The organism is Cellulomonas iranensis NBRC 101100 = JCM 18110 (assembly GCF_001552375.1).
GTDB lineage: Bacteria > Actinomycetota > Actinomycetes > Actinomycetales > Cellulomonadaceae > Cellulomonas > Cellulomonas iranensis.
Genome location: NZ_BCRB01000031.1, coordinates 1 through 26591 on the forward strand (window position 1 = coordinate 1; position 26591 = coordinate 26591).

Consider the following 26591-nt stretch of genomic DNA (forward strand, 5'->3'; position numbering starts at 1 on the left):
GCGCCCGGGGTGACCGCCGCGGGTGCGACCGGCCGGGCGGCCGCCGGTGCGGCAGGGACGGGCCGCGCGACCTGCGCGGCCCGCACGGCCGCGATGCGGTGCTCGCGCGCCACGAGCGCGCGCACGGCTGCCTGGCTGTCCTGCCACACCAGGAGCCCGTCGGGCCCCGAGACGTCGAGGCCGCACGCCGGGCAGCGCCCCGCGCGCAGCGGCGTCGTGCACGCGGGGCACACGGTGGCGTCCTGCAGCGCGGCGAGCGTGCGCGCGTACAACGAGTCGGCGTGGGTCATGCGCGCATCGTGCCAGGTGGCGCGCGCGACGCTCAGGTTGTCCACAGCCGGGCGCCCCGGGGTGTCCCGACGGTGCCGCGCGGCGTCCACGACGCGGCCGCCCGAGGTACGGGCGCGGGTGGTTGGGCCTAGGGTGGGCCACGCGGGCACGCGGCACGTTCCCGCAGGGACGGAGGTCACCATGGCTGGGCAGGAACACGTCAGGCGCCGTCACGACGACGAGCCGGTCGACGAGCCGGGGACGCCAGCGCCCGCGGCGGCGAGCGCGCAGTCCCGCGACGCGGAGGTCGACGCGCTGCTGGAGGAGATCGACGACGTCCTCGAGCAGAACGCCGAGCAGTTCGTCCGCGGCTTCGTGCAGAAGGGCGGTCAGTGATCGCCGATGGTGCACTCCTGGTCCGGCCCCGCGCAGCCCTCGTCCGGTCGGCTGCCGCACGCCTTCACCACGCCCGGGTCGTCGTCGTTCGTCGAGTTCCTCGCGGGGCACGCGCCCGAGCTGCTGCCCGGGAACCGGCCGCTGCCGGCGGGTGAGGTGCACGCGCCGCACGGCACCACGATCGTCGCGCTGACGTTCGACGGCGGCGTCGTGGTGGCGGGGGACCGGCGGGCCACCATGGGGTCGATGATCGCCAGCCGGCACATCGAGAAGGTGTTCCCGGCGGACGAGTTCTCCGCGGTGGGCATCGCCGGCACGGCGGGCCTCGCGATCGAGCTGGTGCGGCTCTTCCAGCTCGAGCTCGAGCACTACGAGAAGATCGAGGGCAGCCTGCTGTCGCTCGACGGCAAGGCCAACCGTCTCGCGACGATGATCCGCGGCAACCTCGGCCTCGCGATGCAGGGCCTCGCGGTCGTGCCGCTGTTCGGAGGCTACGACCTCGACCGGCGCGTGGGGCGGCTGTTCTCGTACGACGTGACGGGCGGCCGCTACGAGGAGCACGACCACCACGCGGTCGGGTCGGGGTCGGTCTTCGCGCGGGGCTCGCTGAAGAAGCGCTGGCGGGCGGGGATGGACGCCGCGGACGCGGTGCGCGTCGCGGTCGAGGCGCTGGTCGACGCCGCCGACGACGACTCCGCGACGGGCGGTCCCGACCACGTCCGCCAGATCTGGCCGGTCGTGGCGACCGTGACGGCCGCCGGTTACCTGCGGGTCGCGGACGACGAGCTCGCGGCCGCCGTCGCGGGCGTCGAGCGTGCCCGCCGCGGCGCGACCGACGAGGAGGACGTCCGATGAGCATGCCGTTCTACGTCTCGCCCGAGCAGCTCATGAAGGACCGCGCGGACTACGCCCGCAAGGGCATCGCCCGCGGGCGCTCGGTCGTCGTGCTGCAGTACGACGACGGCATCGCGTTCGCGACCGAGAACCCGTCGCGCGCGCTGCACAAGATCTCCGAGATCTACGACCGCATCGCGTTCGCCGCGGTCGGCAAGTACAACGAGTTCGAGAACCTGCGCGTCGCGGGCGTCCGGTACGCCGACCTGCGCGGGTACTCCTACGACCGTGTCGACGTCACGGCGCGCGGCCTGGCCAACGCGTACGCGCAGACGCTCGGCACGGTGTTCACGACCGAGTCGAAGCCGCTCGAGGTCGAGCTCGTGGTCGTCGAGGTCGGGCGCGAGCCTGCGGGCGACCAGATCTACCGGCTGTCGTACGACGGCTCGGTGACCGACGAGCACGGCTGGGTCGTCATGGGCGGGCAGGCCGAGCGCCTCGCGGGCGTGCTCGAGGGCGCGTGGCGCCCGGGCATGACGCTGTCGGAGGTGCTGGGGGTCGCGGTGCGTGCGCTCGGGTCGTCGGGCGACGACGGCGAGCCGCGCGCGCTGGGGGCGGCGCAGCTCGAGGTCGCCGTGCTCGACCGCACGCGCCCGCGCCGTGCCTTCCGCCGGCTCACGGGTGCGCTGCTGGAGGACGTGCTCGACGGTGCGGGGACGCCGGGCGCTGGACAGGGTCCGTCGTCCGCCTGAGGCGGGCGGGGCACGCGGACGAGCCGACGGGGAGGCACGCATGGACAGGCGCATCTTCGGTCTGGAGACCGAGTACGGGGTGACGTGCGCGGCGCAGGACGGTCGCGGGCTGTCGGCCGACGAGGTCGCGCGGTACCTGTTCCGCAAGGTCGTGGCGTGGGGAAGGTCCTCGAACGTCTTCCTGCGCAACGGCTCGCGGCTCTACCTCGACGTCGGCTCGCACCCCGAGTACGCGACGGCCGAGTGCGACGACTGGCGCCAGCTCGTCACGCACGACCGGGCGGGCGAGCGGATCCTCGAGGGGCTCGTCGAGGACGCGCAGCAGCGTCTCGAGCACGAGGGGCTGCCGGGGCGCATCCACCTGTTCAAGAACAACACCGACTCGGCGGGCAACTCCTACGGCTGCCACGAGAACTACCTGGTGCGGCGGCAGGGCGACTTCGCGCGGCTCTCCGACGTCCTCGTGCCGTTCCTCATCACGCGCCAGGTGCTCACCGGCGCGGGCAAGGTGCTGACCACGCCGCGCGGTGCGGTCTACTGCCTGTCGCAGCGCGCCGACCACATCTGGGAGGCCGTCTCGAGCGCCACCACGCGCTCGCGGCCCATCATCAACACGCGCGACGAGCCGCACGCGGACGCCGAGCACTACCGCCGCCTGCACGTGATCGTCGGGGACTCCTCGATGTCCGAGACGACCACGATGCTCAAGGTCGGGTCGACGGACCTGCTGCTGCGACTCATCGAGGCCGGGGTGCCGATGCGCGACCTGACCCTCGAGAACCCGATCCGGGCGATCCGCGAGATCAGCCACGACATGACCGGCACCCACCCGGTGACGCTCGCGACCGGCCGCACGGTCACCGCGATCGACCTGCAGGAGGAGTACCTCGCGCGCGTCTCGGACTTCGTGGCGTCGGAGGTGGGCCCGACCCCCGACACCAAGCAGGTCCTCGACCTGTGGGAGCGCGGGCTGCGGGCCCTGCGCACGGGCGACCTGTCGTTGGTCGAGCGCGAGCTCGACTGGGTCATCAAGTACCGCATGATCGAGCGCTACCGGGCCAAGCACGACCTCGAGCTGTCGGACGTGCGGGTGCAGCGGCTCGACCTCGCCTACCACGACATCTCGCGCACCGAGGGGCTGTACAACTTGCTGGCGGCGCGCGGTCTCGTCGAGCGCGTCACGACCGACCTCGACGTGTTCGAGGCCACGGCCGTGCCGCCGCAGACGACCCGCGCCAAGCTCCGCGGCGACTTCGTGCGCGCGGCGCAGGACGCGCGACGCGACTACACGGTGGACTGGGTGCACCTCAAGCTCAACGACCAGGCGCAGCGCACGGTCCTGTGCAAGGACCCGTTCCGCAACGTCGACGAGCGCGTCGAGCGGCTCATCGAGTCCATGTGACGGTGGTGCCCGCCACCGTCACGGACCGCGGACGAGCAGGCACGACGCCCAGCGTGCTCCCGTACAGTGAGGCCCCGTCCGGCGAGCGCCGGACGAGCCGCGACCAGGTGACGCGGCGTCGGACGAGCTCGGGAGGCGCGGACGTGCGGGTGCTGGCGGGTGCACGCCGGGCGGTGGTCCTGGTGGTCCTCGGGCTGCTGCTCGCGGCGTGCGGGACGGTCGTCACGGACGCCCCGAAGGTCACGGTCACCGGGAGCGCGGGCCAGGCCCCGACCGTCACGTACCTCACGCCGCTGTCGGTCGACGCGACGCACCGCGAGGTCGTGTGGCCCGGGACCGGTGCCGAGCTCGTGGAGGGCGCGCCCGTCCTCATCGACTTCTGGCTCGAGAACGCGACCGACGCGAGCCTGGTGAAGGAGAGCTACTCGACGAGCCCCACGCCGCGCATGCTCACGGTCGAGGACCTGGGCACCGACCTGTACGAGACGCTCAAGGGCCAGCAGGTCGGCGCGCGGCTGCTGCAGATCGCGCCGGGCGGGTCGGGCGCCGACTACCCGACCGTCACGGTCCTCGACGTCCTGCCCACGCGGGCCGAGGGCGAGCCGGTGACGCCCGACGCGTCGCTGCCCGTGGTCGAGGAGGCCGACGGCGTGCCGACGCTCACGGCGACGGGCACGCCGCCGCCCGACGACCTCGTGGTGCAGCCGCTGGTCCGGGGCACGGGTCCGCAGGTCGACGCCGGCGACGTCATCACGGTCCAGTACGGCGGGTTCGCGTGGGACGACGGCGCCCTGTTCGACTCGACGTGGCAGCGCGGCCTGCCGGTGTCGTTCCTGCTCTCGGACGTGCCGCCGTGGGCCGAGGGACTCGTCGACCAGCCGACCGGGAGCCGCGTGATGCTCGTCGTGCCACCGTCCTACCCGCTGGGCGTCACCGACGCCGAGGAGCTCGCGGGCAAGACCGTCGTGTTCGTCATCGACATCCTCGCCACCGGCGCCCCCGCGCAGGCCACGCCGTGAGCCTCGCGCTGCGGGTCATCCCGTGCCTCGACGTCGACGCGGGCCGGGTCGTCAAGGGCGTGAACTTCGCGAACCTGCGCGACGCGGGCGACCCGGTCGAGCTCGCGCGCCGCTACGACGCCGAGGGCGCCGACGAGGTGACGTTCCTCGACGTGTCGGCGTCGTCGTCCGACCGGGCCACGACCTACGACGTCGTGCGCCGCACGGCCGAGGAGGTGTTCGTGCCGCTGACCGTCGGGGGCGGCGTCCGCTCGCCCGAGGACGTCGACCGGCTCCTGCGGTCCGGCGCCGACAAGGTCGGGGTGAACACGGCCGCGATCGCCCGGCCCGAGCTCATCACCGAGATCGCCGACCGCTTCGGGTCGCAGGTGCTCGTCCTGTCCGTCGACGCGCGCCGCACGACGGGCGACGTGCGCACGGCGTCCGGCTACGAGGTGACGACGCACGGCGGCCGCCGCGGCACGGGGATCGACGCCGTCGAGTGGGCGCACCGCGCCGCCGAGCTCGGGGTGGGGGAGATCCTGCTCAACTCGATGGACGCCGACGGCACGACCGCGGGCTTCGACCTGCAGATGATCGCCGACGTGCGGGCGCGCGTGCGGGTGCCCCTCATCGCGTCGGGCGGCGCGGGCACCGTGGAGCACTTCGTCGAGGCCGCGCGGGCGGGCGCCGACGCCGTCCTGGCCGCGAGCGTCTTCCACTTCGGGACGCTCACGGTCGGGCAGGTCAAGGACGCGTTGCGCGCCGCGGACGTCGTGGTGCGCTGACCGCCGCCGCGCGGCGCCCGGGCGAGGCGCCCGGCGCCGCGCTCACGGTCCGGTGAGGAGCTCGCGGACGGCCGCGACGTCGTCGTCGGCGCCGACGAGACGCACGTCCGCGGCCTGCAGGCGGCCCGACACCGCGAGGACCAGCTCGCCGACGTCGCCGCGCAGCACCACCGACCCATGGCCGGACCGCGGCGAGCGGACGGCGGCGCGCCTGCCGTCGTCGCGGACCAGCACGGTCCCGACCGGCAGCCGCCGCAGCCGCAGCGGGGCCATGCGCACGAGCTGCGCCCAGAGCACCTCGACCAGCTCGTCGGGCAGGTCGCGCGGGGGCACGGGCCCGTCGCCGCGGCGCAGGTCCTCGTGGTGGATGAAGTACTCGCTGACGTTGACGGCGTCGCCTGCCCACGCGAGCGGGCTCCAGCGCGCCGGCGGGCGCGCCACGCGGTCGACGAGCGCCGCGTAGCCGTCGGCGTCGGCGGCGGTGCCGGCCAGCCGCTCGGTCGCCGCGGCGAGACCGCCGCGCACGGCTCCCGCGGCGGCGACGGGGTGCTCGCGCAGCACGAGGTGCGCGGCGAGGTGGCGTGCCTGCCAGCCGCGGCACAGCGTCGGGTCGTGCGGGTCGGCGGCGCGCAGCGCGTCGGACAGCCACGCGCGCTCGGTCTCGTGCCAGGTCATGCCACGGGATCGTGCCACGTCGGGGACCCGCGCGCGTGGCGCGAGACCGGCCGTCGACGTGTCGGACCCCCGTGAGAGGATCGCGGTATCCCCTTTCCGTCAGGAGTGTGATCCCCCGTGCCCGCGCGCCCCCGGCCCGCCGACGCCCCTGCCGGCTCGATGCTCCGCGGCTCCGTCGCCCGGCGCTCGGTCGGGCTGCTGTGGCGCGGGCTGCGCTCGCACCCGCGCACGTACGCCGCGGCGATCGCGACCTCGGGCGCCTTCGGTGCGCTCACCGTGGCCGTGAGCCGCGTGCTCGGGCGGGCGACGGACGACGTCGTGGTGCCCGCACTGGCGGGGTCGCAGGAGGCGCAGGGGCGGATCTGGCAGGCCGGGCTCGCGCTCGCCCTCGTGGCGCTGTCCCTCGCGGCGGCCGTCGCGGGGCGGCGCATCCTCGCCGGGATGGGGGTGGCGGACCTCCAGGCGGACCATCGCCGGGCCGTGACCCGGCAGTACCTGCGCCTGCCGATGTCGTGGCACCGGCGTCACCCCACGGGTCAGCTGCTGTCGAACGCCGGGTCCGACGTCGAGGCGGCGACGGGCGTGTTCAACCCGTTGCCGTTCGCGCTCGGCGTCGTCGTCATGATCGCGGTCGCGACCGTCGCGCTGCTGCGCACGGACGTGTGGCTCGCGGTCGCGGCGCTCGTCGTGCTGCCGCTCGCCGTCGTCGCCAACCTGGTCTTCCAGCGCCGCATGACGCCGGCCATCACGCACGCCCAGCAGCTGCGCGCCGAGGTCGCCGACGTCGCGCACGAGAGCTTCGAGGCCGCGACGCTCGTGAAGTCGCTCGGCACCGAGGACCGTGAGGACGCGCGGTTCACCGCGCGCGCCCGGGCGCTGCGCGACGCGAACGTGCGCGTCGGCGTCGTGCGCGCGGTGTTCGACCCGGTGATCGACCTGCTGCCGAACCTGGGCACGCTCCTGGTGCTGCTCGTGGGCACGCACCGCGTCGCGGCCGGCGCGATCGGCACGGGCGACGTGGTCGCGGCCGCGTACCTGCTCACGCTGCTGGCGGTCCCGGTGCGCGCGTTCGGCTGGGTCCTGGGCGAGCTGCCCCGCGGGCTCGTCGGCCACGACCGCATCTCGCGCGTGCTCGACGCGGGCGGGATCCCCGTGGACGGGTCGACGCCCCTCGTGCCGCACGCGGGCGGCGCCGACGTGCGGCTGCGCGGCGTGCACCTGCGCGTGCCCACCGCCGACGGCGAGGTCGAGCTCCTGCACGGCGTCGACCTGCACGTCGCCGCGGGCCGCACGCTCGCGGTCGTCGGCGCGACGGGTTCGGGCAAGTCGACCGTCGTGGGGCTCGTGCCGCGGCTGTCCGACCCGTCGGCGGGCGTCGTGGAGGTCGACGGCACCGACGTGCGCGACGTCCGCCCCGCCGACCTCGCGGCGCAGGTCGCGTTCGTGAGCCAGTCGACCTTCGTCTTCGAGGACACCGTGCGCGGCAACGTCACGCTCGCCGACCCCGACGACCCGCTGGCGCCGAGCGACGACGACGTGTGGGCGGCGCTGCGCGCGGCGCGCGTCGACGACGTCGTGCGTGCGCTGCCCGGCGGGCTGGACTCGCCCCTCGGGGAGCGTGGCGCGAACCTGTCCGGCGGGCAGCGGCAGCGGCTCGCGCTGGCACGCGCGCTCGTGCGTCGCCCGCGCGTCCTCGTGCTCGACGACGCGACGTCCGCCGTCGACCCGCGCGTCGAGCGCGACATCCTCACGGGGCTCCAGGCGGCGGACGGCGCCGCGGGACCCACGGTCCTGCTCGTGGCCTACCGCATGTCGTCGGTGCTGCTCGCGGACGAGGTCGTGCACCTCGACGCCGGGCGCGTCGTCGACCGCGGGACGCACGCCGAGCTGCTCGCCCGCGACCCGGGGTACCGCGAGCTCGCGACCGCGTACGAGCGGGAGTCGGAGCGTCGCGAGCGCGAGCGCGCCGATGAGGGCGCGCCCGAGGTGTGGGACGAGGACGACGTGACGGTCGAGGGAGGACGCAGGTGAGCGCGGGGGTTCCGCCCACGGTCGAGCGCGACGCGCGGATGGCGCCCGCGAGCACGCTCGGCGTGCTCGCGACGCTGCGACGCGGCGTGCAGGTCTCGCCCGAGATGCTCGACGGGCTCACGCTGACGCTCGGCCTCGCGGTGGTCGCCGCGGTCGCGCGCGTCCTCGTGCCGATCTCCGTCCAGCAGACCGTCGACACCGCCGTGCTCGGCGCCGACGGCGTGGACGCGGCACGCGCCGCGACGCTCGTCGGCCTCGCCGCCGTGGGGCTCGCGGTGGGTGCCGCCTGCTCGGCGCTCGTCAACGTGCGCCTCTTCCGCTCGAGCGAGTCGGGGCTGCTGACCCTGCGGACGCGGGCGTTCCGCCACGTGCACGACCTGTCGGTGCTCACGCAGAGCACCGAGCGGCGCGGCTCGCTCGTCTCGCGCGTGACGTCCGACGTCGACACGATCTCGATGTTCGTCCAGTGGGGCGGCATCATGCTGCTCGTCTCGGTGCTCCAGATCGTCGTCGCGACCGTGCTCATGGCCGTGTACTCGTGGCAGCTCACGCTGCTCGTGTGGGCGTGCTTCGTGCCGCTCGTGCTCGTGCTGCCGCGCATGCAGCGCGGCGTGAACCGGCGGTACTCCGAGGTGCGCGAGCGGTACGGCGCGATGCTGGGCGCGGTGTCCGAGGCGGTGGTCGGCGCCGAGACGATCCGCGCGTACGGGGTCGCCGAGCGCACGCAGCGGCGCATCGACGCGGCCGTGGCGGCGACACGACGGGCCATGGTGCGCGCCCAGAACCTCGTCGCCGTCGTGTTCTCGTCCGGCGTGCTCGTGGCGAACCTCGTCCTCGCCGTCGTGGTGGTCGCGGGCACGTGGCTCGGCGTCGCCGGCGAGCTGTCCGTCGGTCGGGTGCTGGCGTTCCTCTTCCTCGTGCAGCTCTTCACCGGTCCCGTGCAGATGGCGACCGAGATCCTCAACGAGCTGCAGAACGCGGTCGCGGGGTGGCGGCGCGTGCTCGGCGTGCTCGAGACCCCGGTGGACGTGCCCGACCCCGGGCCGGACGCCGTGCCGAGCCCGCGCGGGCCCGCGACGCTGTCGTTCGAGGGCGTCGGCTACGCCTACCCGGGCGGACCGCCCGTCCTGCAGGACGTCGACCTGCGCATCGCGGCGGGCACGTCCGTCGCGGTCGTGGGTGCCACGGGCTCGGGCAAGACGACGCTCGCGAAGCTCGTCGCGCGCTTCATGGACCCCACGACGGGTGCGGTCCGGCTCGACGGCGTCGACCTGCGCGAGATCGCGTCGCAGGACCTGCGCCGCCGCGTCGTGCTGGTGCCGCAGGAGGGCTTCCTGTTCGACGGGACCCTCGCGCAGAACGTCGCGTACGGCCTGCGGCAGGACGCCGACCCCGACGCCGACCCGCGGGTCGCGGCGCGCGTGCAGGAGGCGGTCGACGTGCTCGGCCTCGACGCGTGGGTCGCGGAGCTGCCCGGCGGCCTCGCCACGCCCGTCGGGCAGCGCGGCGAGCTGCTCTCGGCGGGCGAGCGCCAGCTCGTCGCGCTCGCCCGCGCGAGCCTCGCGGACGGCGACCTGCTCCTGCTCGACGAGGCGACGTCGGCCGTCGACCCGGTCGCCGAGGTCCGCATCGCGCGTGCGCTGCGCGAGCTGTCCCGCGGCCGTACGACGCTGACGATCGCGCACCGCCTGTCGACGGCCGAGGCCGCGGACCTCGTGGTCGTCGTGCACGCCGGGCGCGTCGTGGAGGTCGGCACGCACACCGACCTCGTCGCGCGGGGCGGTCACTACGCGTCGATGCACGCCGCCTGGGTCGCCCAGACCCGCTGAGCGCGGTGCCCGGGCCGTGGCCCCGCCGTCCGGCCCCCGCGGGCCGGGGTGGACGGCGGCGGTCCCGTCCCGGTCGTCGTGGCAGGATCGTCGCGTGCCGCAGACCGACCCCTCCACGACCCCGACGGGCGGGCGCGTCGCCCGCAGCGCGCTCGACCCGGCCGTCGCCGCGCGGCTGCGACGCGACGACGCCGGGCTCGTCGCCGCGATCGTCCAGCAGCACGACACCCGCGAGGTGCTCATGCTGGGCTGGATGGACGACGAGGCGCTGCACCGCACGCTCACGACGGGTCGTGTCACGTTCTGGAGCCGCTCGCGCCAGGAGTACTGGCGCAAGGGCGACACGTCCGGCCACGTGCAGCACGTGCGTGCGGTCGCGCTCGACTGCGACGGCGACGCGCTGCTCGTGACGGTCGACCAGGTGGGCGCGGCCTGCCACACCGGTACCCGCACGTGCTTCGAGGCGGGCGGTCCGCTGCCCGTCTCGGGCGCCACGCCCCCGACCGCCCCAGGAGCCCAGCCGTGACCGGACCGTCCGCCTCCGCCGCGCCCCGTGCGACCGTCACGGAGCTGCCCTGGGGCGCGACCTGGCCGTCGGCGGGGACGTTCCGCGAGCTGGCCGCCGACCGGCGCGTCGTCCCGGTGGTGCGTCGCCTGCTCGCGGACGACGTGACCCCGGTGGGCCTCTACCGCACGCTGGCGGCCGGGCGCCCCGGCACGTTCGTGCTCGAGTCCGCCGAGTCGGACGGCACCTGGGGCCGCTGGTCGTTCGTGGGCGTCGCGTCCCGCGCGCGGCTGTCCGTGCGCGACGGCCGTGCGGCGTGGTCGGGCGACGTGCCGGTCGGCGTGCCGACCGAGGGGGACGTGCTCGACGTGCTCGGCCGCACGCTCGACGTGCTGCACACGCCCCGCATCGACGGGCTGCCGCCGCTCACCGGCGGCCTCGTCGGCGTGCTCGGCTGGGACGTCGTGCGGCACTGGGAGCCCACGCTGCCCGCACGCGCGCCCGAGGAGCTCGGGATCCCCGAGGTCGCGCTGCTGCTCGCGAGCGACCTGGCCGCGGTCGACCACGTCACGGGCTCGGTCTGGCTCGTCGCGAACGCGATCAACTTCGACGCGACGGACGAGCGCGTCGACGACGCCTACGCCGACGCGGTCCGTCGGCTCGACGACATGCAGGCGGCGCTGCGTCGGCCCGCACCGCCCGCTCCCGCGGTCGTCGACCCCGACGTCGCGGCGCCCGAGCTGGAGTTCCGCAGCACGCGCGCCGAGTTCGAGGAGGCCGTCGTGCGCGGGCAGGAGGCGATCCGCGACGGCGAGGTGTTCCAGGTCGTGCTCTCCCAGCGCCTCGACCTCGACTGCCCGGCCGACCCGCTCGACGTCTACCGCGTGCTGCGGACCATCAACCCGAGCCCGTACATGTACCTGCTCGCGCTGCAGGACGCCGATGGCCGGGACTTCGCTGTCGTCGGGTCGAGCCCCGAGACGCTCGTCAAGGTCAGCGACGGCCACGTCACGACGTTCCCGATCGCGGGGTCACGGCCGCGCGGCGCGACGCCCGAGGAGGACCGCGCGCTGCAGGACGAGGTGCTGGCCGACCCGAAGGAGCGCGCCGAGCACATCATGCTCGTCGACCTGTCCCGGAACGACATGGTCAAGGTGTGCGAGCCGACGAGCGTCGAGGTCGTCGACTTCATGGCCGTGCGCCGGTTCTCGCACATCATGCACATCTGCTCGACGGTGGTCGGGCGGCTGCGCCCCGGTGCCACGGCGCTGCAGACGTTCATGGCCACGTTCCCCGCGGGCACGCTCTCGGGCGCGCCCAAGCCGCGCGCCATCGAGCTGATCGACGAGCTCGAGCCCGCCCGGCGCGGGGTCTACGGCGGCACGGTCGGGTACTTCGACTTCGCGGGCGACATGGACATGGCCATCGCGATCCGTACGGCCGTGCTGCGCGACGGGCGGGCGAGCGTGCAGGCCGGAGGCGGTGTCGTCGCGGACTCGGTGCCCGCGCTCGAGTACGAGGAGTCGCGCAACAAGGCCGCGGCCGCGGTGCGCGCGGTCCAGCTCGCGGCGCGCCTGCGGCGCGACGTGCCGTGACCGCCTCACCGCCCCGGCGCGGCCGCTGGGTCGCCCTGCTGCTGGCCGCCGCGGCGCTGGCCGGGCTCGTCGCCCTGCCCACCTGGGTGCGGGGGACCGGTGCGTCGGCGCTCGAGGGCGCGGTGACCGTCCAGGTGGCGGGCGCCGCTGCTGCCCCGCAGGTCGGGGGCGCCGCACTCGTGCTGGCGGCGGCGGCCGGTGCGCTCGGCCTGGTCGCGCGCGCGGGACGGGTCCTGGTCGCGGTCGTCGCGGCCGGCGCCGGCCTGCTGGTGGCCGGTGCGGGCGTCGCGGTGCTGCGGGACCCGGCGGGTGCGGTCACGGGTGCGCTGGCCGACGCCACCGGCGTCCCGACGGCCGCGAGCACGGCCCTGACCCCGTGGCCCGCCGTGGCCCTCGTCCTGGGCGCGGCGACCGTGCTCCTCGCCGCCGCGCTGCTGCGTGCGCCGGGGGACTGGACCCGCCGCTCCTCGCGGCACGAGGTGCCCGCGGCGCGGCCCGCGCGCGACGGGCACGAGCCCGACGAGCGTGACGACTGGGACGCGCTCAGCCGGGGCGACGACCCGTCCTGACCAGCGCGTCAGGAGGTCCCGACTCGGATAGGGTTGGGCCGAACCGAGGACGAAGGACCTAGCGATGACCGACCACTCCCTGGCCCACCGGGCCCAGCACCCGACGCGGACGGAGACGGTGCACCTGCCGCCGTCGACCCCGCCGACCAACCACGGCCGGACGGTGGCCGCGTGGACGACGACCTGGGTCGTCGTGGCCGGTGCCCTCGTCGCCGCGCTGGGCGTGGCGTTCGCGCTGGTCTGGCTCTTCTGGGTCGGCATGGCGATCGCCGTCGGCGGCCTCGTGCTCGGCAAGGTCCTGCAGCTGCTGGGGCACGGCCAGGGTGGCGCCGCGACGCTCGCCCGGGCCCGCCGCCGCGGGGCGCACTGACCGTTCCGGGGCTCCGTCCCGGACCGCACCCGGCCGGCCCTGGTGGTCGGCCCCGAACGACGCAGGGAGATCTGCATGTCGACCCCCAACGAGCCGCGTGACCCGTCGACCCCCGACCCGTCGGGCGCGGGCGGTCAGCCGCCCGTTCCGCCCGCCTCGGGCGGTGTCCCGCCGTACCCGGCGGGCACCGGGCCGGAGACGCCCGCGGCGCCCGGCTACGGCCAGCCGCCGACCTACGGGCAGCAGCCCCCGGCCGCGCCGGGCCAGCCGCCGGCCTACGGGCAGGCCCCCGCGTACGGCCAGACGCCCGCGTACGGCGGCTACGGCCAGGAGGCGACCGGCTACGGTGCGGCCCCCCAGAACACGTCGCGCAACTCGCTCGGCGTCTGGTCCCTGGTGCTGGGCATCCTGTCGGTGCTGCTGTGCTGCTTCGTGGTCGGCGTCATCCCCGGCGCGATCGGTCTGTGGCTCGGCGTCAAGGGCCGCGGCGCCGCGGCCCGTGGCGAGGCGACCAACGGCGGTCTCTCGCTCGCCGGCATCATCGTCAGCATCCTCGGCATCGTCCTCGGCCTCTACATCCTGGTGAGCGTCGTCATGGGCATCTCCCAGTACGGCGGCTGGGACGGCTTCATGGACTACGTCCAGTCCGAGGTGGAGCGCCAGCAGCAGATGGCGCCGTGACCTCTCGGCTCACGCCCGGCGTCGCCGCCGGGACCACGGCACCGCACCCCGCCGCGCGGCGGGGTGCGGTGCTGCCGTTCGTCGTCGGGGCGGCCGCGGCGGCGGGTGCCGCGCTGCTGGTCGTCCGGTCGCCGTACCAGCCGCTCAGCTACGGGATCTGCCCGTCGGTGCTCTTCCTCGGCGTGTACTGCCCGGGGTGCGGGGGCCTGCGCGCCACGCACGACATGCTCACGGGCGACCTCGTGGGCGCCTGGTCGGTGAACCCGTTGTGGACGGTCGCGGCGCCGCTGCTCGCCGCCACGTGGGTCGTGTGGACCTGGCGCCGCCTGCGCGGCGGGCCGCCGCTCACGGCACCGCGGTGGCTGCCGTGGACCGTGCTCGTCGTGGTGGTGGCGTTCTCCGTGCTGCGCAACGTGCCGGTCCTGGCTCCCTACCTCTCGCCCGGGCCCCTGCCCTGATCCCCGGGCGCCGTCCCGCACCCGTCCCGTGATCCTGGAGGCCGCACCATGACGCAGCCGAACGAGCCGCGCGCCGGCGACGCGCCGTCGACGCCCGAGGGGCCGGTCTACGGCCGTGAGGCGGCCTACGCGTCGCACGACGTCGGGGCGTCGACGCAGGACGCCCCGACGGCCGCGCGGGATCACGCTGCCGGGCAGCCGGCGCCGACCTGGGCGGGGCCGGACGACCAGCACGGCGCGCCCGCGGCGTCGCCCGGCGACCCGTCGGCCGCCCGTCCGCCCGTCGGCGGCACCCCTGCGGGCTACCCGCCGCCGGGCTACCCGCCCCCGGGCTACGGCCCGGCACCCTTCTACCCGCGCAACGACCTCGCGGTGTGGTCGCTCGTCCTGGGTCTGCTCTCGGTGCTGGGCTGCCTGTTCTTCACCGGCATCCCCGCCGTGGTCGTGGGCGGGAACGCGCGCCGCGCCGCGGCCGCGGGCGAGGCGAACAACGACGGCATGGCGACCGCGGGCGTGGTCCTCGGGTGGGTCGGCACCGCCCTGGGCGGTCTGCTCGCGATCATGTTCGTGCTGACCGTGCTGCTCCCGCTGATGTTCGTCGGCTTCGCCGTGCCGTTCCTCGACGGCCCGTGGCGCCACTAGACCGGGACCGACCGGCTCGGGACCGGCCGGCGGAGCACCCGGTCCCACACCTCGGGCGGTGGACGGGGGTACCCGGGGGCCCGTCTACGATGACGAGTCGGTGGCGAGGGCCCGAGGACCGGGCCGGCGCCGCACCGACCGGCCAGAGGGGATGATCCGTCGATGACCGTGCTGGACGACATCGTTGCGGGGGTGCGCGAGGACCTGGCCGCACGCGAGGCGGCGACACCCCTGGCCGAGCTCAAGGAGCGGGCGGCCCGGCGCGAGTCCGCGCTGCAGTGCGTCTCGCGGCTCAAGGCCGCCGACGCGGTCACGGTGATCGCCGAGGTGAAGCGCTCGAGCCCGAGCAAGGGCGCGCTCGCCTCGATCTCGGACCCCGCGGCGCTCGCCGCCGAGTACGAGAAGGGCGGGGCCGTCGCGATCTCGGTGCTCACCGAGCAGCGCCGGTTCAACGGCTCGCTCGCCGACCTCGACGCGGTCCGCGCGCGCGTGGACGTGCCGGTGCTCCGCAAGGACTTCGTGGTCTCGCCGTACCAGGTGTGGGAGGCGCGTGCGCACGGCGCCGACCTCGTGCTGCTGATCGTCGCGGCCCTCGAGCAGACCGTGCTGGAGTCGCTCGTCGAGCGGGTGCACTCGCTCGGGATGACCGCGCTCGTCGAGGTGCACGACACCGAGGAGGTGGCGCGCGCGGTGGACGCGGGCGCCCGCGTCATCGGCGTGAACGCGCGTGACCTGCGCTCGCTCGAGGTCGACCGCACGACGTTCGCGCGCGTCGCGCCCGCGATCCCGTCCGACCTCGTCAAGGTCGCCGAGTCCGGCGTGCGGGGTCCGCACGACGTCATGGACTACGCGCGCGCCGGCGCGGACGTCGTCCTGGTGGGCGAGGCGCTCGTCACGGACGACGCGCCGCGCCAGTCCGTCGCGGACCTCGTCGCGGCGGGCTCGCACCCGTCGCTGCGGGCGGTGCGGCAGTGACCGCCGGGCGCGCGCAGGAGGGCCGCCGGCTGCGGGACGTGCTGCTGGGCGGCGGTCCGCTCGCGACGCACCAGGGCCCGTACTTCGGCGAGTTCGGCGGGCGCTTCGTGCCCGAGGCGCTCATCGCGGCCCTCGACGAGCTCGAGACGGCGTACCACAAGGCGCTCGCCGACCCGGCGTTCTCCGACGAGCTCGAGCGGCTGCACCGCACGTACACCGGCCGCCCGAGCCCGCTGACCGAGGTCCCGCGGTTCGCGCGTCACGTGGGCGACGGCGTGCGCGTGTTCCTCAAGCGCGAGGACCTCAACCACACGGGCTCGCACAAGATCAACAACGTGCTGGGGCAGGCGCTGCTCGTCAAGCGCATGGGCAAGAAGCGCGTCATCGCCGAGACGGGCGCGGGGCAGCACGGCGTCGCGACCGCCACGGCCGCCGCCCTGCTCGACCTCGACTGCACGATCTACATGGGCGAGGAGGACACGCAGCGCCAGGCCCTCAACGTCGCGCGCATGCAGCTCCTCGGCGCGACCGTCGTGCCGGTCGCGATCGGGTCGCGCACGCTCAAGGACGCGATCAACGAGGCGCTGCGCGACTGGGTCGCCAACGTCGACACGACGCACTACCTGCTCGGCACCGTGACGGGACCGCACCCGTTCCCCGAGATGGTGCGCGACTTCCACAAGGTCATCGGCGACGAGGCGCGCGCCCAGCTGCTCGACGAGACCGGTCGGCTGCCCGACGCGGTCGCGGCGTGCGTGGGCGGCGGGTCGAACGCGATGGGGATCTTCAACGCGTTCCTCGACGACCCGGACGTGCGGCTCTTCGGCTTCGAGGCCGGCGGCTCGGGCGTCGACTCGGGGCGGCACGCCGCGCGGTTCTCGGGCGGGTCGCCCGGTGTGCTGCAGGGCACGCGCAGCTACCTGCTGCAGGACGAGGACGGCCAGACGCTGCCCAGCCACTCGGTGTCGGCCGGGCTGGACTACCCGAGCGTCGGCCCCGAGCACGCGTGGCTGCACGACATCGGCCGCGCGCAGTACCGCCCGGTGACGGACGACGAGGCGATGGACGCGTTCCGCGTGCTGTGCCGGACCGAGGGGATCATCCCGGCCATCGAGTCGGCGCACGCCCTCGCGGGTGCGATCCAGCTGGGCCGCGAGGCGGCAGCGTGGTCGACGGACGGGCACGAGCCCGTGCTCCTGGTGAACCTGTCGGGGCGCGGGGACAAGGACGTCGCGACGGCCGCCGCGTGGTTCGGGCTCATCGAGGACGAGCCGGTGGTCAAGGCGGACGAGGGAGAGCAGCTGTGAGCACGACGCAGGTCCGCTCGCGCACCGGCGAGCGGCTCGAGGCCCTGGCCGCGGGGGAGTCGCCGCGCGCCGCGCTCGTCGGCTACCTGCCGGTCGGCTTCCCGTCGGTGCCGGGCTCCGCCCGTGCCGCACGGACGATGGTCGAGGCGGGCGTCGACGTCGTCGAGCTCGGCATGCCGTACTCCGACCCCGTCATGGACGGCCCCGTCATCCAGCGTGCGGTCGACCGGGCGCTCGCGCAGGGCACGCGCGTGCGGGACACGCTGCGCGTGGTCGAGGAGATCGCCGACGCCGGCGCGCCCGTGCTGGTCATGACGTACTGGAACCTCGTGCTGCGGTACGGCGTGGACGCGTACGCGCGCGATCTCGCCGCCGCGGGCGGCGCGGGTCTCATCACGCCGGACCTCGTGCCGGACGAGGCCGGGCAGTGGCTCGCCGCTGCCGACGAGCACGCGCTCGACCGCGTGTTCCTCGTCGCGCCGAGCTCGACGCCCGAGCGCCTCGCCTCGACGGTCGGCGCGAGCCGCGGCTTCGTGTACGCGGCGTCGACCATGGGCGTCACGGGGGAGCGCGCGACGGTCGGCGACCGCGCCGAGCAGCTCGTCGCGGACACGCGTGCCGCCGGTGCCGAGCGGGTCTGCGTCGGGCTCGGCGTGTCGCGACCCGAGCAGGCCGCACAGGTGGCCGCGTACGCCGACGGCGTGATCGTCGGCTCGGCGCTCGTGCGCGCCCTGCTCGACGCGCCCGACGAGAGCGCGGGGCTCGACGCGCTCGCTGCGACCGCCGCCGGGCTGGCGGACGGCGTGCGCTCGGCGCAGCGGGTCCCGCGGTGACCGGGGCGCTCGCCCTGGCGATCCCCAGCCCGTCGCGGGGCGTGTGGCACCTCGGCCCGTTCCCGCTGCGCGCGTACGCGATCGCGATCCTCCTCGGCATCGTCGTCGCCGTCGTGGTGACCCAGCGACGCTGGCGCGAGCGGGGCGGCGACCCCGAGACGGTCCTCGACATCACGTACTGGGCCGTGCCGTTCGGCATCGTCGGCGGCCGGCTCTACCACGTCATCAGCTCGCCGGCGAAGTACTTCGGCGAGGGAGGCGACCCCTGGAAGGCGTTCGCCATCTGGGAGGGCGGTCTCGGCATCTGGGGCGCCGTGGCGCTCGGCGCGGTCGGCGCGTGGATCGGCTGCCGCCGCGCGGGCGTGCGCCTCGCGCCGTTCGCCGACGCGCTCGCGCCGGGCCTGCTGCTCGCGCAGGGCATCGGCCGTCTCGGCAACTGGTTCAACCAGGAGCTGTTCGGCGCCCCGACGACGCTGCCGTGGGGCCTGCGCATCGACGACGCGCACCTGCCCGCGGGCTACGAGTCCGGCACGCTGTTCCACCCGACGTTCCTGTACGAGCTGCTGTGGAACCTCGCGGCGGCCGGTCTGCTGATCTACCTGGACCGCCGCCGCCGGCTCGGGCACGGCCGCGTGTTCTGGCTGTACGTGGTGCTCTACACCGCGGGCCGGCTGTGGATCGAGCTGCTGCGCATCGACCCGGCCGAGACGGTGCTGGGCCTGCGGCTCAACGTCTGGACCTCGATCCTGGTGGGCCTCGGCGCGCTGGTAGCGTTCGTGGTGGTCGGGCGCCGGCATCCCGGACGCGAGACGACCCTCCTGCTGACACCCCCCACGACGCAGGACGACGAGGCGGACGCCTCCGAGCGCACCCGGTGACACGGGGCGGCCGGGCCCCGTCTCGTGAGAGGTGGGGCACCGACCCGCGCTGCGGGCGGTATCGTCGCCTCACTGCACGGGCCGACGACGTCCCGGTACCCCCTTGTTCGTGCGATGCCCCGCCCCCGGGGACTGTGAGGACGGTGCGCTGATGTCGACGTCGCCCGTGAGCCCTGGCGCCCCCGTGGCGCCCTCCCGGCACGCGCTGTACGACCCGGCGGCCGAGCACGACGCGTGCGGCTTCGCCTGGGTCGCGACGCTGCGCGGCACGCCCGGTCGCGACATCGTCGACGCCGGTCTGACCGCGCTGCTCAACCTGGACCACCGCGGCGCGGTCGGTGCCGAGGAGGACAGCGGCGACGGCGCCGGCATCCTCACGCAGATCCCCGACGCGTTCCTGCGTGACGTGGTCGACGCCGAGCTGCCGCCCGCCGGGCACTACGCGATCGGCATGGCGTTCCTGCCGCAGGACGACGACGCGCGGGCCGAGGCGGTCGCCGCGGTCGAGGCGGTCGCCGCGGAGGAGAAGCTCGAGGTCCTCGCGTGGCGCGAGGTCGTCGTCACGGCTGACCTGGTCGGGCCCACGGCGCGCGCCTCGATGCCGGTCTTCCGGCAGCTCGTCGTCGCGGACCCGTCCCGCGAGCTCGCGGGCATCGACCTGGACCGGCGTGCGTACCGGCTGCGCAAGCGCGCCGAGCGCGAGCACGGCGTGTACTTCGCGTCGCTGTCGGCGCGGACCATCACGTACAAGGGCATGCTGACGACGGCCCAGCTCGAGCCGTTCTTCGCGGACCTGTCGGACCCGCGGTACGCGTCCGAGATCGCGCTCGTGCACTCGCGCTTCTCGACCAACACGTTCCCGTCCTGGCCGCTCGCGCAGCCGTTCCGGATGATCGCCCACAACGGGGAGATCAACACGGTCAAGGGCAACCGCAACTGGATGGCCGCGCGCGAGGGCATGCTGGCCTCCGAGCTGCTGGGCGACCTCGAGCCGCTGCTGCCGGTGTGCACGCCGGGCGGGTCGGACTCGGGCAGCTTCGACGAGGTGCTCGAGCTCCTGCACCTCGCGGGCCGCTCGCTGCCGCACGCGATCATGATGATGATCCCGGAGCCGTGGGAGAACCACGCGCAGATGGACCCGGCGACGCGCGCGTTCTTCGAGTACCACTCGACGCTCATGGAGCCGTGGGACGGCCCGGCCGCCATGACGTTCACCGACGGCACGCTCATCGGGGCCGTGCAGGACCGCAACGGCCTGCGGCCCGGGCGCTACTGGGTGACCGAGGACGGCCTCGTCGTGTGCGCGTCCGAGGCCGGCGTGCTGGACCTCGACCCCGCGACGATCGTCGCGAAGGGCCGGCTCGAGCCGGGTCTGTTCTTCCTCGTCGACACCGGTCAGGGCCGCATCGTCGCGGACACCGAGGTGATGGCCCAGCTCGCGGCCCAGCGGCCGTACGGCCAGTGGGTGCAGGAGAACGTCGTGCGCCTCGAGCAGCTGCCCGAGCGCGAGCACGTCGCGCACTCGTCGGCGTCCGTGCGGCGTCGCCAGCGCGCGTTCGGGTACACCGAGGAGGAGCTGAAGATCCTCCTGACGCCCATGGCGTCGGCCGGTGCCGAGCCCCTCGGCGCGATGGGGTCGGACACGCCGGTCGCGGTGCTCTCGAAGCGCCCGCGTCTGCTCTTCGACTACTTCACGCAGATGTTCGCGCAGGTGACGAACCCGCCGCTCGACGCGATCCGCGAGGAGCTCGTGACGTCGATCGGCGGGGCCATCGGGCCCGAGCCGAACCTCCTGGAGGACGGCCCCGCGCACGCGCGCAAGGTCATGCTGCCGTTCCCGGTGATCGACAACGACCAGCTCGCGAAGATCGTGCACGTCGCGAAGGAGCCCGCGCTGGGCTTCCGCTCGACGATCATCCGCGGCCTGTACAAGGTCGACGGCGGGGGAGCGGCCCTCGAGAAGCGTCTCGAGGAGATCTTCGCGGAGGTCGACCGCGCGGTCGCCGACGGCGTGAGCTTCCTCGTGCTGTCCGACCGCAACTCCGACGCGGACCTCGCGCCGATCCCGTCGCTGCTGCTGCTCTCGGCGGTGCACCACCACACGCTGCGGCGGCACACCCGCACGCAGATCTCCCTGGTCGTCGAGGCCGGTGACGTCCGCGAGGTGCACCACGTCGCGCTGCTCGTCGGCTACGGCGCCGCGGCCGTCAACCCGTACCTCGCGATGGAGACGGTCGAGGACCTCGCGCGCAGCGGGTACCTGCCCGGCGTGGGACCCGAGAAGGCCGTCGCGAACCTCATCAAGGCGCTCGGCAAGGGCGTCCTGAAGGTCATGTCCAAGATGGGCATCTCGACCATCGCGTCGTACCGCGGCGCGCAGGTCTTCGAGGCCATCGGCCTGTCGCACGCGCTCGTCGACCGGTACTTCACCGGGACGACGAGCCGCCTGGGCGGCATCGGCCTGGACGTCATCGCGGCAGAGGTGGCCGCGCGGCACGCCGACGCGTACCCCGCGAGCGGCAACCGCCAGGCGCACCAGCGCCTCGCGGTGGGTGGCGAGTACCAGTGGCGGCGCGGGGGCGAGGAGCACCTGTTCGACCCCGAGACGGTGTTCCGGCTGCAGCACTCGACGCGCACGCGTCAGATGGACGTGTTCCGGGAGTACACGCACCGGGTCGACTCGCAGGCCGAGCGCCTGATGACGCTGCGCGGGCTCCTGCGCTTCAAGGAGGGCTCGCGCCCGCCCGTGCCGGTCGACGAGGTCGAGCCGGTCAGCGAGATCGTCAAGCGGTTCAGCACCGGTGCGATGTCCTACGGGTCGATCTCCGCCGAGGCGCACGAGACGCTCGCGATCGCGATGAACCAGCTCGGCGCCAAGTCGAACACGGGCGAGGGCGGCGAGGACCCCGAGCGTCTGCACGACCCGCGCCGGCGCTCGGCGATCAAGCAGATCGCCTCGGGCCGGTTCGGCGTCACGAGCGAGTACCTCACGAACGCCGACGACATCCAGATCAAGCTCGCGCAGGGCGCCAAGCCCGGCGAGGGCGGTCAGCTGCCCGGCCACAAGGTGTACCCGTGGGTGGCCAGGACGCGTCACTCGACGCCCGGCGTCGGGCTGATCTCGCCGCCGCCGCACCACGACATCTACTCGATCGAGGACCTCGCGCAGCTCATCCACGACGCGAAGAACGCGAACCCGTCGGCGCGCATCCACACCAAGCTCGTCAGCGAGTTCGGCGTGGGGACCGTCGCCGCGGGCGTCGCCAAGGCGCACTCCGACGTCGTGCTCATCTCGGGCCACGACGGCGGCACGGGCGCGAGCCCGCTGACGTCGCTCAAGCACGCGGGCACGCCGTGGGAGATCGGGCTCGCCGAGACCCAGCAGACCCTCGTGCTCAACGACCTGCGCGACCGCGTCGTCGTCCAGGTCGACGGCCAGCTGAAGACCGGGCGGGACGTCGTGATCGGCGCGCTCCTCGGCGCCGAGGAGTTCGGGTTCGCGACGGCACCGCTGGTGGTGTCCGGCTGCATCATGATGCGCGTCTGCCACCTCGACACGTGCCCCGTCGGCGTCGCGACCCAGAACCCGGAGCTGCGCGCGCGGTTCACGGGCAAGCCGGAGTTCGTCGTCGCGTTCTTCGAGTTCATCGCGCAGGAGGTGCGCGAGTACCTCGCGGCGCTCGGCTTCCGGTCGATCCAGGAGGCCGTCGGCCACGTCGAGATGCTCGACACGCGTCAGGCCGTCGACCACTGGAAGGCCGAGGGCCTGGACCTCGCGCCCGTGCTCGCGGTGCCGCAGCCCAGGCCGGGCTCGGCGCTGCACCAGGTCAGGACGCAGGACCACGGCCTCGACCGCGCGCTGGACAACCAGCTCGTGGCGCTCGCGGAGCCCGCGCTCGAGCGCGGCGAGAAGGTCCGCATCGACCTGCCGGTGCGCAACGTCAACCGCACGGTCGGCACGATGCTCGGCCACCACGTCACCAAGCGCTACGGCGGCGAGGGCCTGCCCGACGACACGATCGACGTCACGCTGACCGGCTCGGCCGGCCAGTCCTTCGGCGCCTTCCTGCCGCGCGGCGTCACGCTGCGGCTGCACGGCGACGCGAACGACTACGTCGGCAAGGGGCTGTCGGGCGGCCGCATCGTCGTGCGGACCGACAACAGCTCGGTCCTCACGAGCGAGCACAACGTCATCGCCGGCAACGTCATCGGCTACGGCGCGACGAGCGGCGAGATCTTCCTGCGCGGGCTCGTCGGCGAGCGGTTCGGGGTGCGCAACTCCGGTGCCACGCTCGTCGTCGAGGGCGTCGGCGACCACGCGCTCGAGTACATGACCGGCGGCACGGTCGTCGTGCTGGGCCGCACGGGTCGCAACCTCGGCGCCGGCATGTCGGGCGGCACGGCCTACGTGCTCGACCTCGACCCCGACCTCGTCAACGTCGAGGCGGCGCGCGCCGGCGAGCTCGGCCTCGGCCCGCTCGACGACGACGACTTCGCGGTCGTCGAGCGCCTGCTGCGCACGCACGCCCAGGAGACCGGGTCGCCGGTCGCCGCCCAGCTGCTCGAGGACCCGGCCGCGACGCGCGCCCGGTTCACGCGTCTGCTGCCCACCGAGTACGCCCGCGTCCGCCGTGCGCTCGCGAAGGCCGAGGCCGACGGCCTCGACCCGAGCGCGCCCGGCGTGTGGGACCAGATCCTGGAGGTGGCCCGTGGCTGACCCCCGCGGTTTCCTGAAGGTGCGGGAGCGCGAGCTCCCGCCGAACCGACCCGTCGAGGTGCGGCTGCGCGACTGGAAGGACGTGCACGCCCACCTCGAGGAGGGCCAGCCGTTCCTCAAGGAGCAGGCGGGCCGCTGCATGGACTGCGGCGTGCCGTTCTGCCACAACGGCTGCCCGCTGGGCAACCTCATCCCCGAGTGGAACGACCTCGTGTGGCGCGGGCAGTGGGCGGACGCGATCGACCGCCTGCACGCGACCAACAACTTCCCGGAGTTCACCGGGCGCATCTGCCCGGCGCCGTGCGAGTCGAGCTGCGTGCTGGGCATCAACCAGCCGCCGGTGACGATCAAGAACGTCGAGGTCTCGATCATCGACGAGGCGTTCGCGCGCGGGCTCGTCACGCCGCAGGTGCCGCAGCGGCTCACGGGTCACACCGTCGCCGTCGTCGGCTCGGGCCCCGCGGGGCTCGCGGCCGCGCAGCAGCTCACGCGCGCCGGTCACACGGTCGCGGTGTACGAGCGCGACGACGAGATCGGCGGCCTGCTGCGCTACGGCGTGCCGGACTTCAAGCTCGAGAAGGTCCACATCGACCGTCGCCTGGAGCAGATGCGTGCCGAGGGCACGCGGTTCCGCCCGGGCGTCGCGGTGGGCCGCGACGTCACGTGGGCGCAGCTGCAGGCCCGCTACGACGCGATCGTCGTCGCCACGGGCGCGACCGTGCCGCGGCGCCTGCGCGTGCCCGGTGCGGACCTCGACGGCGTGCACGTCGCGATGGACTACCTGCACCAGGCCAACGCGGTCGCCGCAGGCAAGGACGTGCCGGACCAGATCACGGCCGCGGGCAAGCACGTCGTCATCATCGGCGGCGGCGACACCGGCTCGGACTGCCTGGGCACCGCGCTGCGCCAGGGCGCCGCGTCGGTCACGACGCTCGCGATCGGCAAGCAGCCGCCCACCGAGCGGCCCGCGGACCAGCCGTGGCCGACCGACCCGGTGCTGTTCGAGGTGTCGTCGTCGCACGAGGAGGGCGGTGAGCGCGCGTACCTCGCGTCGACCGTCGCGTTCCTCCCGGGCGAGGGCGACGACGCCGGCCGTGTGCGCGCGCTGCGACTGGCGACCACCGAGTACCTGCCGGACGGTCGTCGCGAGCCCACGCCGGGCACCGAGCGCGACGTGCCCGCCGACCTCGTGCTCGTCGCGATGGGCTTCACCGGCCCCGAGACCGACGGGCTCACGGGCCAGCTCGGCGTCGACGTGACGCCGCGCGGCGCCGTGGCGCGCGACGACGAGTTCGCGACCAACGTCCCCGGCGTGTTCGTCGCCGGCGACGCGGGCCGCGGCCAGTCGCTCGTGGTGTGGGCGATCGCCGAGGGGCGCGCCGCCGCCGCCGCGGTCGACGCGTACCTGTCCGGCACGTCCGAGCTGCCCGCCCCGGTGGCGGCCAGCACCGTCGCGCTGCGACCCTGAAGACCCGTCCCCCCGACCCACCCTCCCCGGAAGGGCGTACCCGCAGGCCGGGTCCGCCGACCGGGACGTCCGGCCCGCGGCCGAAAATCCAGGAAGGCATAGTCTCGAGACATGCGTAGAGCCAAGATCGTCTGCACCATCGGTCCGGCGACCGAGTCCCCCGAGCAGGTCCAGGCCCTCGTCGACGCCGGGATGGACGTCGCGCGCCTGAACCGCAGCCACGGCGACACCGAGGTGCACAAGCGCGTGTACGACAACGTGCGCGCCGCGGCGAAGGCCTCGGGCCGCTCGGTGGCCGTCCTCGTCGACCTCCAGGGCCCCAAGATCCGCCTCGGGCGGTTCGTCGAGGGCAAGCACGACCTCGCGGTCGGTGACGTGTTCACCATCACGACCGACGACGTCGAGGGCACCAAGGAGCGCGTCTCGACGACGTTCAAGGGCCTGCCCGGGGACGTCAAGCCCGGCGACCCGATCCTCATCGACGACGGCAAGGTCCTCGTGCGGGTCACCGCCGTCGAGGGCAACGACGTCGTCACGCGCGTCGAGGTCCCCGGCCCCGTGTCGAACAACAAGGGCCTCAACCTGCCCGGCGTCGCGGTGTCCGTCCCCGCGATGAGCGACAAGGACGAGGAGGACCTGCGCTGGGCCCTCAACGTCGGCGCCGACCTCATCGCGCTGTCGTTCGTCCGCACCGCGGCCGACTACGACGACGTGCGCCGCATCATGGAGGAGGAGGGCCGGATCGTCCCGGTCGTCGCCAAGATCGAGAAGCCGCAGGCCGTCGAGAACCTCTCCGAGATCGTCCAGGCCTTCGACGGCATCATGGTCGCCCGCGGCGACCTGGGCGTCGAGCTGCCCCTCGAGCAGGTGCCGCTCGTCCAGAAGCGCGCGGTCGAGCTCGCGCGCCGCAACGCCAAGCCGGTCATCGTCGCGACGCAGGTCCTCGAGTCGATGATCACGAGCCCGCGCCCGACGCGCGCCGAGGCGTCGGACTGCGCCAACGCGGTGCTCGACGGCGCGGACGCGGTCATGCTCTCGGGCGAGACCAGCGTCGGCGACTTCCCGATCGAGGCCGTGCGCACCATGGCGCGGATCATCGAGAGCACCGAGGAGCTGGGCCGCGAGCGCATCGCGCCGCTCGGCTCGGTGCCGTCGACCCGCGGTGGGGCGATCACGCGTGCGGCCGCCGAGATCGGCGAGCGCATCGGCGTGAAGTACCTCGTGACGTTCACGCAGTCGGGCGACTCGGCGCGCCGCATGTCGCGCCTGCGCTCGTCGATCCCGCTGCTCGCGTTCACGCCCGAGGAGTCCGTGCGCAACCGGCTGTCGCTGTCGTGGGGCGTGCAGACCTACCAGGTGCCGTCGGTCGAGAGCACCGACTCGATGGTTAGCCAGGTGGACCAGACGCTGCGCGCCAACGGCCTCGCCGAGGTGGGCGACTACGTCGTCGTCGTCGCGGGCACGCCCGTGGGCGTCGTCGGCTCGACCAACACGGTCGTGGTCCACAAGATCGGTGACGAGGAGGCGGCGCGCACGCGCATCGCCTGAGTCGTCGTACGTCCTGACGGCCGCCGCCCCGCACGGGGCGGCGGCCGTCGTCGTCCTCGCCCTGGGGGTC

General features: G+C 74.6%; 24 protein-coding genes. 22 read left to right on the top strand and 2 right to left on the bottom strand.

Going from position 1 to position 26591, the window contains the following annotated elements:
• The coding region (locus tag CS2_RS08560; protein WP_217997372.1) for a hypothetical protein at positions 1–290 on the bottom strand (290 nt) is incomplete at its 3' end.
• 181 nt (positions 291–471) lie between these two features.
• Between CS2_RS08560 and CS2_RS08565 the strand changes: the two genes are divergently transcribed.
• From CS2_RS08565 to hisF, 6 genes are all read left to right on the top strand, one after another.
• Positions 472–666, top strand: coding sequence for a ubiquitin-like protein Pup (locus CS2_RS08565; RefSeq protein ID WP_046528513.1), 195 nt, complete (start codon positions 472–474; stop codon positions 664–666).
• 6 nt (positions 667–672) lie between these two features.
• Positions 673–1521: a proteasome subunit beta gene (prcB, locus tag CS2_RS08570; protein WP_046528512.1), complete on the top strand. Its 849-nt coding sequence runs from the start codon at positions 673–675 to the stop codon at positions 1519–1521.
• Positions 1518–2252, top strand: a complete 735-nt coding sequence (gene prcA, locus CS2_RS08575; RefSeq protein WP_046528511.1) for a proteasome subunit alpha — start codon at positions 1518–1520, stop codon at positions 2250–2252. Before prcB ends, prcA begins: the two co-directional genes overlap by 4 nt.
• 40 nt (positions 2253–2292) lie before the next feature.
• Positions 2293–3654: a Pup--protein ligase gene (gene pafA, locus CS2_RS08580; protein ID WP_046528510.1), complete on the top strand. Its 1362-nt coding sequence runs from the start codon at positions 2293–2295 to the stop codon at positions 3652–3654.
• Positions 3655–3827: 173 nt separating this feature from the next.
• A complete protein-coding gene (locus tag CS2_RS08585) occupies positions 3828–4673 on the top strand; it encodes an FKBP-type peptidyl-prolyl cis-trans isomerase (protein ID WP_233421120.1) in 846 nt (281 codons plus the stop codon).
• Positions 4670–5440 (top strand): imidazole glycerol phosphate synthase subunit HisF, encoded by a 771-nt coding sequence (gene hisF, locus CS2_RS08590; protein ID WP_070319654.1) that lies wholly within the window; start codon positions 4670–4672, stop codon positions 5438–5440. The genes CS2_RS08585 and hisF overlap by 4 nt, the downstream gene beginning before the upstream one ends.
• Positions 5441–5482: 42 nt before the next feature.
• On the opposite strand, the gene CS2_RS08595 is transcribed toward hisF, so the two are convergent.
• Positions 5483–6115 (bottom strand): TIGR03085 family metal-binding protein, encoded by a 633-nt coding sequence (locus CS2_RS08595; RefSeq protein WP_070319655.1) that lies wholly within the window; start codon positions 6113–6115, stop codon positions 5483–5485.
• Between the two features lie 159 nt (positions 6116–6274).
• Here CS2_RS08595 and CS2_RS08600 point away from each other — a divergent pair, with 159 nt between their 5' ends.
• The 16 genes from CS2_RS08600 (at position 6275) to pyk (ending at position 26521) form a co-directional block, all read left to right on the top strand.
• Positions 6275–8146: an ABC transporter ATP-binding protein gene (locus CS2_RS08600; RefSeq protein WP_070319670.1), complete on the top strand. Its 1872-nt coding sequence runs from the start codon at positions 6275–6277 to the stop codon at positions 8144–8146.
• Positions 8147–8184: 38 nt separating this feature from the next.
• Positions 8185–9975, top strand: coding sequence for an ABC transporter ATP-binding protein (locus CS2_RS08605; protein ID WP_070319671.1), 1791 nt, complete (start codon positions 8185–8187; stop codon positions 9973–9975).
• A gap of 94 nt (positions 9976–10069) precedes the next feature.
• Positions 10070–10501, top strand: coding sequence for a phosphoribosyl-AMP cyclohydrolase (gene hisI / locus CS2_RS08610; RefSeq protein ID WP_070319656.1), 432 nt, complete (start codon positions 10070–10072; stop codon positions 10499–10501).
• A complete protein-coding gene (locus tag CS2_RS08615) occupies positions 10498–12075 on the top strand; it encodes an anthranilate synthase component I (RefSeq protein WP_070319657.1) in 1578 nt (525 codons plus the stop codon). Before hisI ends, CS2_RS08615 begins: the two co-directional genes overlap by 4 nt.
• Positions 12072–12644, top strand: coding sequence for a Trp biosynthesis-associated membrane protein (locus CS2_RS08620; protein WP_046528505.1), 573 nt, complete (start codon positions 12072–12074; stop codon positions 12642–12644). Before CS2_RS08615 ends, CS2_RS08620 begins: the two co-directional genes overlap by 4 nt.
• A 64-nt stretch (positions 12645–12708) precedes the next feature.
• The gene (locus CS2_RS08625; protein ID WP_046528504.1) at positions 12709–13014 is read left to right on the top strand and encodes an HGxxPAAW family protein; all 306 of its coding nucleotides are present in this window, start codon (positions 12709–12711) and stop codon (positions 13012–13014) included.
• Positions 13015–13089: 75 nt separating this feature from the next.
• Positions 13090–13695, top strand: a complete 606-nt coding sequence (locus CS2_RS08630; protein ID WP_052748213.1) for a DUF4190 domain-containing protein — start codon at positions 13090–13092, stop codon at positions 13693–13695.
• Complete coding sequence (locus CS2_RS08635) at positions 13692–14153, top strand: DUF2752 domain-containing protein (RefSeq protein WP_070319658.1); 462 nt, start codon at positions 13692–13694, stop codon at positions 14151–14153. The genes CS2_RS08630 and CS2_RS08635 overlap by 4 nt, the downstream gene beginning before the upstream one ends.
• 48 nt (positions 14154–14201) lie before the next feature.
• The gene (locus CS2_RS08640; protein ID WP_070319659.1) at positions 14202–14795 is read left to right on the top strand and encodes a DUF4190 domain-containing protein; all 594 of its coding nucleotides are present in this window, start codon (positions 14202–14204) and stop codon (positions 14793–14795) included.
• Positions 14796–14957: 162 nt separating this feature from the next.
• A complete protein-coding gene (gene trpC, locus CS2_RS08645; RefSeq protein WP_046528502.1) occupies positions 14958–15770 on the top strand; it encodes an indole-3-glycerol phosphate synthase TrpC in 813 nt (270 codons plus the stop codon).
• A gap of 38 nt (positions 15771–15808) precedes the next feature.
• Positions 15809–17077, top strand: a complete 1269-nt coding sequence (gene trpB, locus CS2_RS08650; protein WP_070319672.1) for a tryptophan synthase subunit beta — start codon at positions 15809–15811, stop codon at positions 17075–17077.
• Entirely contained in the window at positions 17074–17910 is an 837-nt protein-coding gene (gene trpA, locus CS2_RS08655) for a tryptophan synthase subunit alpha (protein ID WP_046528501.1), read from the top strand. Before trpB ends, trpA begins: the two co-directional genes overlap by 4 nt.
• Positions 17907–18788, top strand: a complete 882-nt coding sequence (lgt, locus tag CS2_RS08660; protein ID WP_046528500.1) for a prolipoprotein diacylglyceryl transferase — start codon at positions 17907–17909, stop codon at positions 18786–18788. The genes trpA and lgt overlap by 4 nt, the downstream gene beginning before the upstream one ends.
• A gap of 151 nt (positions 18789–18939) precedes the next feature.
• Positions 18940–23505, top strand: a complete 4566-nt coding sequence (gltB, locus tag CS2_RS08665; protein WP_070319660.1) for a glutamate synthase large subunit — start codon at positions 18940–18942, stop codon at positions 23503–23505.
• Positions 23498–24973 carry a glutamate synthase subunit beta gene (locus CS2_RS08670; RefSeq protein WP_046528498.1) on the top strand — a complete coding sequence of 492 codons (1476 nt, stop codon included), beginning with the start codon at positions 23498–23500 and terminating at the stop codon, positions 24971–24973. Before gltB ends, CS2_RS08670 begins: the two co-directional genes overlap by 8 nt.
• 111 nt (positions 24974–25084) lie before the next feature.
• The gene (pyk, locus tag CS2_RS08675; RefSeq protein ID WP_046528497.1) at positions 25085–26521 is read left to right on the top strand and encodes a pyruvate kinase; all 1437 of its coding nucleotides are present in this window, start codon (positions 25085–25087) and stop codon (positions 26519–26521) included.
• Positions 26522–26591 lie beyond the last annotated feature (70 nt).